General features: G+C 59.8%; 9 protein-coding genes and 1 pseudogene. 4 read left to right on the top strand and 6 right to left on the bottom strand.

The genetic code is table 11. The annotated features are described in order from the left end of the window. Position 1: 1 nt before the first annotated feature. The 4 genes and pseudogenes from FQ187_RS22885 to FQ187_RS30960 all read right to left on the bottom strand — a co-directional run. Complete coding sequence (locus FQ187_RS22885) at positions 2–769, bottom strand: uroporphyrinogen-III synthase (RefSeq protein WP_149631208.1); 768 nt, start codon at positions 767–769, stop codon at positions 2–4. Next, complete coding sequence (hemC, locus tag FQ187_RS22890; RefSeq protein ID WP_149631209.1) at positions 766–1,707, bottom strand: hydroxymethylbilane synthase; 942 nt, start codon at positions 1,705–1,707, stop codon at positions 766–768. The genes FQ187_RS22885 and hemC overlap by 4 nt, the downstream gene beginning before the upstream one ends. A 137-nt stretch (positions 1,708–1,844) precedes the next feature. Further along, positions 1,845–2,591, bottom strand: coding sequence for a LytTR family DNA-binding domain-containing protein (locus FQ187_RS22895; protein ID WP_149631210.1), 747 nt, complete (start codon positions 2,589–2,591; stop codon positions 1,845–1,847). After that, positions 2,588–2,907 (bottom strand): annotated as a pseudogene (locus FQ187_RS30960) (sensor histidine kinase); the annotation flags it as partial. The gene FQ187_RS22895 and the pseudogene FQ187_RS30960, both read right to left, overlap by 4 nt. 143 nt (positions 2,908–3,050) lie before the next feature. Between FQ187_RS30960 and argH the strand changes: the two are divergent. Next, positions 3,051–4,445 (top strand): argininosuccinate lyase, encoded by a 1,395-nt coding sequence (gene argH / locus FQ187_RS22900; protein WP_149631211.1) that lies wholly within the window; start codon positions 3,051–3,053, stop codon positions 4,443–4,445. A 131-nt stretch (positions 4,446–4,576) separates the two neighbouring features. Here argH and FQ187_RS22905 read toward each other — a convergent pair whose 3' ends face one another. Next, entirely contained in the window at positions 4,577–5,236 is a 660-nt protein-coding gene (locus tag FQ187_RS22905; protein ID WP_149631212.1) for a glutathione S-transferase family protein, read from the bottom strand. Between the two features lie 124 nt (positions 5,237–5,360). Here FQ187_RS22905 and FQ187_RS22910 point away from each other — a divergent pair, with 124 nt between their 5' ends. The 3 genes from FQ187_RS22910 (at position 5,361) to FQ187_RS22920 (ending at position 9,160) form a co-directional block, all read left to right on the top strand. Continuing rightward, positions 5,361–5,657 (top strand): hypothetical protein, encoded by a 297-nt coding sequence (locus tag FQ187_RS22910; protein ID WP_046045090.1) that lies wholly within the window; start codon positions 5,361–5,363, stop codon positions 5,655–5,657. 215 nt (positions 5,658–5,872) lie between these two features. Beyond that, a complete protein-coding gene (locus tag FQ187_RS22915; protein WP_149631213.1) occupies positions 5,873–6,118 on the top strand; it encodes a TIGR02647 family protein in 246 nt (81 codons plus the stop codon). A 195-nt stretch (positions 6,119–6,313) separates the two neighbouring features. Continuing rightward, positions 6,314–9,160 (top strand): class I adenylate cyclase, encoded by a 2,847-nt coding sequence (locus FQ187_RS22920; RefSeq protein ID WP_149631214.1) that lies wholly within the window; start codon positions 6,314–6,316, stop codon positions 9,158–9,160. A 5-nt stretch (positions 9,161–9,165) separates the two neighbouring features. Here the strand turns inward: FQ187_RS22920 and rnk are convergent, their stop codons facing one another. Further along, entirely contained in the window at positions 9,166–9,576 is a 411-nt protein-coding gene (gene rnk / locus FQ187_RS22925) for a nucleoside diphosphate kinase regulator (RefSeq protein WP_046045088.1), read from the bottom strand. Positions 9,577–9,827 lie beyond the last annotated feature (251 nt).

Below are 9,827 nucleotides of genomic sequence, written 5' to 3' on the forward strand. Positions count from 1 at the left end.
ATTAGAGAACGGGTCCGGGATGCTCCCGTAACGCCGTCAGCAAAGCCGTGGCACTGGCGCCACGGCAATCCACAACTGTTTGGGCCCCGGCGGCACTTGCCAGCTCGGCGACCCTGGGGCTTGGAACAAACAACGGCAACCGCGCCAATTGCGGCCAGGTATCGCCGGCCAATTGATGCAGGTGCTCAAAACCCTGTCCACTGCTGACCACCAGCCCGTTCAAGCGTTCAGCTTCGATCAGGTCAGGCAGCGCTGCCGGCGGGTAGTGCGGCAGGTCGCGGCGGTACAACTCCAGATACTCGACACTAGCACCAAGCTCGCGCAAACGCTCAGCCAGCAACTCGCGCCCGCCCTCCCCGCGCATGATCAGCACGCGTGGACCGGGGCGCGCGATTGCCTCGCGCAACTGAGGAAGTTCAAGCAAGGCTTCGCTGTCATCGCCATCCACCGGAAAGCTGATGTCCAGACCGCGATCCTCGAGGATCTGCGCGGTGGCTGCGCCCACGCTGAACCACTTCAGACGAGGGGGTTGCAGCCGATACCTGTCGAGCAGATCCACAGCAATTCTGGCGGCCGGTTTGCTGACCACGATCACCGCGCAATAGCGATCCAGCCTCTGAATCACCTCGCGCATTGTGTCAGAGGCAGGAATCGGCTCGATCTCCAAAAGCGGCAAACTGCTGCTGAAAATCCCCTTTTCGGCCAAAAGACTGCTCAGCGCCGCCGACTCATCCGCGGGACGCGTCAGCAGCAGGCGCCAGCCCGTCACTCGTGACCTGCCTCGCCGTAGACTGCTTTCAGAATGTCATTGGCGCCTTGACTCAGCAGGTCTTCAGCCACTTGCACGCCCAAGGCTTCGGCTTCGCTGCGTGGCGCACGAGCCTCGGCGCTGAGCAGCAGACCGCCGTTCGGATCACCGACAAGACCACGCAACCAGATCTGCTCGCCTTCAAGCACGGCATAGCAGGCGATCGGCACTTGGCAGCCGCCATTCAAATGTTTGTTGAGAGCGCGTTCGGCGGTCACGCGGGTGGCGGTGTCCTGATGGTGCAGCGGTGCCAACAGCGCGTGAATTTCGCTGTCGACGCTGCGGCATTCGATACCCACTGCGCCTTGGCCACCAGCCGGCAGACTGTCGTCGACGCTGATGGCCGAGGCGATGCGATCTTCAAAGCCGAGTCGAATCAGGCCGGCGGCGGCGAGGATAATGGCGTCGTATTCGCCGGCATCGAGCTTGGCCAGGCGCGTGTTGACGTTGCCACGCAGGAAGCGAATTTCCAGGTCCGGACGACGGGTCAGCAACTGGGCCTGACGGCGCAGGCTGGAGGTGCCGACGATGCTGCCTCGCGGCAATTCGTCCAGGCTGGCGTAGGTATTGGAAACGAAGGCATCACGCGGGTCTTCGCGCTCGCAGATGCAAAACAGACCGAGGCCTTCAGGGAAGTCCATCGGCACGTCTTTCATCGAGTGCACCGCGATGTCGGCTTCGTTTTCCAGGAGCGCGGTTTCCAGTTCTTTGACGAACAGGCCCTTGCCGCCGATTTTCGACAGTGGCGAGTCGAGCAACTTGTCACCGCGACTGACCATGGGCACCAACGTCACGAGCAGACCAGGATGGGCCTCTTCCAGACGGGCTTTGACGTATTCGGCCTGCCACAGGGCGAGTGCACTTTTACGGGTGGCGATGCGGATTTCGCGAGAGGACATGGATCAATCCGTACTGAATAGATACGGCGGATAATAACAGCTCAGCCAAATCCACTTTGACTTGTATCAGAAACCGCGCGGCCTCCCTGGCCTCAGACATCCAGCAACCGGGATGAAACCCGCCCGTAAATGGCGGATTAAAGCTGTTGCATCATCTTGCGCACGCCGGCCACATGCCGTCGGCTGACGATCAGGGCGTCGCCGTTCATGCCTTTGAGGAACAGCTGAAAATGCCCCAGAGGCGTGCGCTGCAGGCGTTCGATGCGTTCGCGGGCGACCAGTGCGTTGCGGTGGATTCGCACGAAGCGGTCGCCAAATTCATCTTCAAGGGCCTTGAGTGGCTCATCCAGCAGCACTTCGCCGCCTTCGTGGCGCAAGGTCACGTATTTGTGATCCGCAATGAAGTAGACCACCTGACCCAACGGGATCAGTTCGATACCTTTACGGGTACGGGCGCTGATATGGCTGCGCGGGCCGCTGCCACTTTCGGCGGCGGGACGGGTCAGGGCCGCAAGCTGGACGCGATTGGGCCGCTCGGCTTTTTTCAACGCTTCATGCAATTGTTCTGTACGCACAGGTTTCACCAGATAGCCTACGGCGCTGGCCTGCAAGGCTTCCACGGCAAATTCATCGGGCCCTGCGCAAAACACCACGGCGGGCGGGGTTTCGCGTTCGCACAATCGTGCAGCCACTTGCAGGCCATCGAGGCCCGGCATGCCGATATCGAGCAGCACGATATCGGGTTTGTGGCTGTCGATCAGAGCCAACGCCTCATCGCCGTTCGTGGCGCTAGGCTCCAGGACACTGTATCCCTCGAGTTCGCCAACCATTCGGCTCAGGCGCTCGCGGGCAAGGGGTTCGTCATCAACGATCAGGACATTCATATTGCGCTGGATTCCTGCGTGAGTCTCGCACAAGGATAGCGTAGACAGGTGAAGTGACGTCCGTCACCGCGATCCACGCTAAGACTAGCGCGAGGGCCAAAAAGTGCCGCCCGACCGACGGCTAAATTTTTATCTGTCGTGCGTTTGGCGGCCCAGGCCCGCGTTGGCGAGGCATCGCCGTAGGGTTTGTTGATACACAATATGAACACCCCCTCTTCTTATAGTCAGCTGCAGCGTCTGGAACGGCGCTGATCCTATTGTCCAACTGTAGACGGTTGCCGGCACGATATTGCTCAATTGAAAAATATCGTTGCGCAAATCCCCTCGGCGTTGATTCGAGTATGGACCGCAGCATGAGAAAAAAACGTATCGACCAGTGCCAGCGACAGGATTGGCAACCCTGTTATTATCCGCGACAGCTTTCTACGCCATCTTTCTTCAGCCGACACGAGCGAATTCATGAGCACTGACAAGACCAATCAGTCCTGGGGCGGCCGCTTCAGTGAACCCGTCGACGCCTTCGTCGCCCGCTTCACCGCCTCCGTCACTTTCGACCAGCGCCTGTATCGCCACGACATCATGGGTTCGATCGCTCACGCCACCATGCTGGCCAAGGTCGGCGTGCTGACCGATGCCGAGCGCGACAGCATCACCGATGGCCTGAAGACCATCCAGGATGAAATCGAGGCCGGCCAGTTCGACTGGCGCATCGACCTCGAAGACGTGCACATGAACATCGAGGCGCGTCTGACCGACCGCATCGGCGTCACCGGTAAAAAGCTGCACACCGGCCGCAGCCGTAACGACCAGGTCGCCACCGACATCCGCCTGTGGCTGCGTGACGAGATCGACCTGATCCTGAGCGAAATCACCCGCCTGCAAAAAGGCTTGCTGGAGCAGGCCGAGCGCGAAGCCGGTAGCATCATGCCGGGCTTCACCCACCTGCAAACCGCACAGCCGGTAACCTTCGGGCACCACATGCTGGCCTGGTTCGAGATGCTCAGCCGCGACTACGAGCGCCTGGTCGACTGCCGCAAGCGTACCAATCGCATGCCACTGGGCAGCGCCGCACTGGCGGGCACCACCTACCCGATCGACCGCGAATACACCGCTCAACTGCTGGGCTTCGACGCTGTTGGCGGTAACTCACTGGACAACGTGTCCGATCGTGACTTCGCCATCGAATTCTGCTCGGCCGCGAGCATCGCGATGATGCACTTGTCGCGCTTCTCCGAAGAGCTGGTGCTATGGACCAGCGCGCAGTTCCAGTTCATCGATCTGCCGGACCGTTTCTGCACGGGCAGCTCGATCATGCCGCAAAAGAAAAACCCGGACGTTCCAGAGCTGGTGCGTGGCAAGACCGGCCGCGTATTCGGCGCGCTGATGGGCCTGCTGACCTTGATGAAAGGCCAACCGCTGGCCTACAACAAGGATAACCAGGAAGACAAGGAACCGTTGTTCGACGCCGCCGACACCCTGCGCGACTCGCTGCGGGCCTTTGCCGACATGATCCCGGCGATCAAGCCAAAGCACGCGATGATGCGCGAAGCGGCCCTGCGCGGTTTCTCCACCGCCACCGATCTGGCGGACTACCTGGTACGCCGTGGCCTGCCGTTCCGTGACTGCCACGAAATCGTTGGCCATGCGGTGAAGTACGGCGTGGAAAGCGGCAAGGACCTGGCGGAAATGAGCCTGGAAGAACTGCGCAAGTTCAGCGACCACATCGATCAGGACGTGTTTGCCGTGCTGACCCTGGAAGGCTCGGTGAATGCCCGTGACCATATCGGCGGGACTGCGCCGGCACAGGTCAAGAAAGCAGTGGTTCGCGGTCAGGCGTTGCTCGCCAGCCGCTAAACCGTCAAAAGCTTCGCGAGCAAGCCCGCTCCCACATTAAATCGGTGGTGAACACAAACCTTGTGAACACCATAGAACCAATGTGGGAGCGGGCTTGCTCGCGAAAGCGGTCTTGAAGGCGCTAAAAATACCTACTTCTTGGACGCGACCATCGCCAAAAACGCAGGCATTGCCGCATCCTTGTCCGCCGTAATCCGTTGTACGTTCGGATTCTGCTCCAGACGCTCCAGCAGCGCCTTGGCCGCCGGCATCTCAGCCAGCAAATCCAGGTCAAACAGCTTCTGCGCCACCGCACAGGCCAGCGGCACGCTGTAGAGGAAATACAGATCCGCAATGCTCAGGCTATCACCCGCGACATAAGGGGCGAACTTGCCGTGGCTGCCCAGTGAGGCGAACCCCAGCAGCAACTCGGCTTTGGTCTTGTCCTTGATCGCATCCGGTACAGTCATGCCGAAAAATGCTTCGGCGTAGCAGGCACGCCCCGGCAATTCGATGTACAGCTCGATTTCCTTGGCCAGTGCCAGGACCTGCGCCCGCTCAAAGGGATCGCTTGGCAACAGCGGCGTGCCTTTCTGGCTGTGTTCGAGGTACTCGAGAATCACGCTGGTTTCGTTAACAAAACCCTGTTCCACGCCCAGCACCGGCACCTTTCCGCGCGGGCTCATGGCTAATGCCTCGGGGCTCGGCCCCGGGTAAAACAATACTTCTTCGAACGGCAGTCCCTTCTCCAGCAGCGCCAGCTTGACCATGTTGTAGTAGTTGCTGACGGAAAATCCATAAAGCTTGAGCATCACATAGCCTCCAGGCCGTGCGGGGTTGGCAGGTGCCTTTTATAGAACGTCGCGACGTTTCTTGCCAGCAGCATCACAGCGCTGAATGCAGGTAAACTGGCCGCCTTAACTTGAGGAGCCTGCCATGAGCGAGCCAACCCCCGGCATCAACAACGACGACATCGACGAAGAAGAGTTCGCCGAAAACACGCTGGTCGAAGCCATCGAAAACCAGATCGAAAGCGACAACCCGCCAGCCGCCAAGGCAACCTTCAACAAGCTGACATTGGTGGGTTACGAGCGTGAAGAAATTCTCAATCTGATGGCCCACGTTCTGGCAGTGGAAATCGACGCGATCCTCGAAGAAGACCGCGCGTTCAACACTGAATGGTACGAAGCTGCGTTGCGTGCATTGCCAGAGTTGCCGCCGGAAAAGAAATAAAATCAAAGATCGCACCTGTCGAAGGCTGCGATCTTTTTCAATTCAGGCAACCGTTTCTCAGACCCTGTCTACACTGAATCCACCCCGCTGCCGCACCACCTACCGGGGAATGCTTCCCAAGGCGAAAAAACCCTGTCGCGAGCACTGGACATGCCGCCCGAGTGGGATCACCTTAGGGACGCTGTCGTCCAATTCCTAGAAAGTCTGGAGTCCTTATGTCGCTTACCCCTGAGTTGGTTGCCGAACTGGAAATCCTCGCACTCTTCAACCTGGACAGTTCCCAGGAAGGTTTGAAAATTCATCAGACCGCTGCCCCGAAAGCCATTGCCGCCGCCCAACGCCTGTTCGACAAAGAACTGATCACTCAGCCCGATGGCGGTTATCTGACCAGCCTGGGTCGTGATGCCGCGCAAAATGTGCAAACCGTTCTGACCATTTTGACCGTAGAAGAAACAGCCTGAGCATTACCGCAGCGCCCACGGAAACCCCTGCTACGGGATTTCCGCGGGCTCACTCTGTTACCTGCTGTCGCCCCGCGATAAAAATCTGACGCCAGAAAAACAAAATTCAGCTTAAAAGTCCTGGAGCCGAGGCGCTAAACTGCCCTTCATCCGCAGACACCCACGTCTGAGCCCCGCGAGCCGGTTTGAGCTGACATGACCCGCACCCATGAAATCCGCCCCGATCTGGACGAGGGAATCGACCGCAAGGTTCTCAGCCAGCTGCGCGCACGTTTTCTGAAGCTCAATGAAGGCCGTATGGCCCGCGCCATGGAAGGGTTGTCGACCCGCCAGCAAGCGGTGCTGACCTTGTTGCCCCTGTTTTTCCACGTCAATCATCCGCTGTTGCCGGGGTACGTTTCGGGCAGCACGCCGGCCGGGCTGTCGAATTACGAACCCGACGCCAACACCCTCGCCGAAGCCCAACGCCTGACCCGCTCGTTTTCCTATAAGCCTCGCCATGGCAGCAATCCGCCGCGACCGATTCACGGCCTGTTCCTGATGGGCAGCCTCGGCACCCTCGCCCAGGCCGATCAGAGCGACATGGACGTGTGGGTCTGTCACGGGCCGGACTTGAGCGAAAGCGAGCTCACTGAACTGCGCAAAAAATGCCAGCTCCTCGAAATCTGGGCTGCCAGCCAGGGCGCCGAGGCGCATTTCTTCCTGATCGACCCGACCCGTTTCGTACGCGGCGAACGTGATACGCAACTGAGCTCGGAAGACTGCGGCACCACCCAGCATTATCTGCTGCTGGACGAGTTTTATCGCACTGCGATCTGGCTGGCCGGACGCACGCCCGTCTGGTGGCTGGTGCCGGTCTACGAAGAAGCGAGCTACGACCGTTACACCCACACCCTGATGTCCAAGCGCTTCATCCGTGCCGACGAAACCCTGGACCTGGGGCATCTGGCCTATATCCCGCCGGGGGAGTTCATCGGCGCGGGGCTCTGGCAGTTGTTCAAGGGCATCGAGTCGCCATACAAATCGGTACTCAAACTGCTGCTGACCGAGGTCTATGCCAGCGAACACCCCAAGGTTCATTGCCTGAGCCTGCGCTTCAAGCAAGCGGTGTTCGCCAATCGGCTCGACCTTGATGAGCTGGACCCGTACGTCGTGGTTTACCGGCGCATCGAGGAATACCTCACCGCCCGTGGCGAGCCAGAACGCCTGGAGCTGGTACGCCGGGCGTTGTACCTGAAGGTCAATCGCAAACTCACCGGCAGCAGCAGTCGCACTCAGAGCTGGCAGCGTTCGTTGCTCAAACGCCTGGCCCACGAATGGCAGTGGGATCATCGTCAACTGGCCCTGCTCGATAGCCGCAGCCAGTGGAAAGTCCGGCAGGTCGGTTCGGAACGCCGGGCCTTGGTCAACGAGCTCAATTACAGCTACCGCTTCCTGACCCAGTTCGCCCGCACCGAACAAACCGTCAGCCTGATCAACAAGCGCGACCTCAATGTGCTGGGTCGACGGCTGTACGCGGCCTTCGACCGCAAGGCCGACAAGGTCGAGTTCATCAACCCTGGCATCGCCCCGGACCTGGCCGAAGACACCCTCACGCTGGTGCATGCGCCGAACAAAAAAGAACCGGGTCAAACTCAGTGGGGTTTGTACAACGGCAGCCTGACGGCCCTCGAATGGGAGCATTTCGCACCGATCAAGCGCAGCCGCCAATTGCTGGAACTGCTGACCTGGTGTCACCGCAATGGCGTGATCGACAGCAGCACTCGCCTGGCCTTGCATCCCGGCAGCAGCGACCTGAGCGAGTTCGAACTGTTCAACCTGCTCGGCAGCCTGCAACAGAGCATTGTCCTGCCACTGACGACCGTCGCCGAAGAACCGTTACTGCGCGCCAGTGTGCCGAGTGAAGTGCTGATCCTGGTGAACGTCGGCGTCGACCCACTCAAGCACCACCGCGACCTGAACATCCTGATGACCACCGAGCGTACCGATTCTCTCAGTTACGCCGGCGTCCGGGAAAACCTGGTGCTGACCCTGGATCAGGTCACGCTCAATAGTTGGAACGAAGTGCTGGTCAACCGCTTCGACGGCCCCCACGCACTGCTCGACTGCGTGCGCGATTACCTCAACAACCTGCCCGGCGGGCTACAACAACCCACGTTGCGGGTTCGTTGCTTCTGCCACAACCGCGCACAGTTCATCGCCCGACGGGTCGAAGAAATCCTCGACACCGCGCAGAACCTGCTGCTGAGCAAACTCAATCATCGCTACCTGATTCAGGTCCAGCAGCACTACCACGTACTGGAACTGGTGCCCGGTCAGGTCAATCACGTCGCCCTCGCCACGCTGCCGGCACTGGTCGATTACCTGGGCGAAGAGCTGGCAAGCTACAGCCCTCTGCACCTGGACCCGATGGCACTGGAAGACCACGACCTGGCGCTGGTCCTGCCGATGGGCCAGCCCGATTGCATTCAGGTGTTCTACCGGATCAACGAGTACCGCGCCGACCTGTACGTGCTGGATGAATTCAATGCCCTGTGGCAGCAGCGTTTGCCCTACCACGACGAGCAAAGCCTGCTGGTGCCGCTGCAACGTTTCCTGCAATCGATCCAGTACCGGCGCGACGCCTTGCTGCCGATGGACGTCGCCCAGCCGCTGAGCCTGGACACCTTGTATTACCAACTGCTGCCCTCCGGCCCCATACGGGCGCGTCGGGTCGAAGCTCGGCCAGCGCCGCAGACCCCGGTCAACAAACCGTTCTACGACGTGCAGGCGATTGTCGGCAAAGCCGCACCGGGGCAGGTGCACGTCACGTTGTATTGCAATCAGCGGGAGTTTTCAGAGCTGGAACATGGCGACCAACTGTTCCGCGTGGTCGCCCGGGAAATCGTCGAGCAGCGCCGTGAAACCGAGCGCTATCGCTGTTACATCACCGACCTGGACCTGTCGGGCCTGGTCGGTGATGGTCAGAATTCAAGCATTTTGTATTTGCGCTACAAGGCTGACCTGGAGCGCGCATTGAACGAGGCGCTCGAGCAGGTCTGAGGGGTTTATTCCGGAAAGTGGCCGCCCTCGGCCGGCTGCGATTCGACTTCCAGCAGGGTCAGTTTCAGTGTCTTGCCGCCCGGCGCCGGCCAATCGATGTGCTGACCAACCTTGAGACCGAGCAGTGCGCTGCCGACCGGCGCCAGAATGGAAATCTTGCCTTCGTCGGCATTGGCATCCTTCGGATAAACCAGCGTCAGGTGATAGTCCTTGCCGCTGCCTTCTTCGCGGCAATGCACACGGGAATTCATGGTCACAACATCGGCGGGCACTTCATCGTGACCGACCAGGGTATCGGCGCGGTCCAGTTCGGTTTGCAGCGCGATAACGCCCGGCAGCGTGTCATCCAGGCTGTCGATCAGGCGCTCCAGACGTTGCACGTCCAGACGGGTAAGGGTAATTGAAGGTGCGGTCATGATTTGGGCAGACTCCTTTCTTCTGCACAGAAAAAGCAAAACCCCGCCAGAAGAAGGCGGGGTTTTCACGAGCCTCGATGAGTTGAGGCGTTTCTCGACACTATCACAGCTCAATAAATATACAAGTCAGGGGTGACCACGGCCCTGACAGGGGAAAATCGTGAGCTCACTCAGAGTAGACCCTGTGGGAGCGGGCTTGCTCGCGAATGCGGTGTGACAGTCAAAATTGATATCGACTGATACACCGCATT

It is taken from the genome of Pseudomonas sp. ANT_J28, assembly GCF_008370005.1.
Classification (GTDB): Bacteria; Pseudomonadota; Gammaproteobacteria; order Pseudomonadales; family Pseudomonadaceae; genus Aquipseudomonas; species Aquipseudomonas frigoris.

What these genes read in the sequence shown, in the direction of transcription:
- hemC (WP_149631209.1), bottom strand. Translation starts at nt 1,707, where the DNA reads ATGTCCTCTCGCGAAATCCGCATCGCCACCCGTAAAAGTGCACTCGCC.
- FQ187_RS22910 (WP_046045090.1), top strand. Translation starts at nt 5,361, where the DNA reads ATGAGCGAGCCAACCCCCGGCATCAACAACGACGACATCGACGAAGAA.
- argH (WP_149631211.1), top strand. Translation starts at nt 3,051, where the DNA reads ATGAGCACTGACAAGACCAATCAGTCCTGGGGCGGCCGCTTCAGTGAA.
- FQ187_RS22915 (WP_149631213.1), top strand. Translation starts at nt 5,873, where the DNA reads ATGTCGCTTACCCCTGAGTTGGTTGCCGAACTGGAAATCCTCGCACTC.
- rnk (WP_046045088.1), bottom strand. Translation starts at nt 9,576, where the DNA reads ATGACCGCACCTTCAATTACCCTTACCCGTCTGGACGTGCAACGTCTG.
- FQ187_RS22895 (WP_149631210.1), bottom strand. Translation starts at nt 2,591, where the DNA reads ATGAATGTCCTGATCGTTGATGACGAACCCCTTGCCCGCGAGCGCCTG.
- FQ187_RS22920 (WP_149631214.1), top strand. Translation starts at nt 6,314, where the DNA reads ATGACCCGCACCCATGAAATCCGCCCCGATCTGGACGAGGGAATCGAC.
- FQ187_RS22905 (WP_149631212.1), bottom strand. Translation starts at nt 5,236, where the DNA reads ATGCTCAAGCTTTATGGATTTTCCGTCAGCAACTACTACAACATGGTC.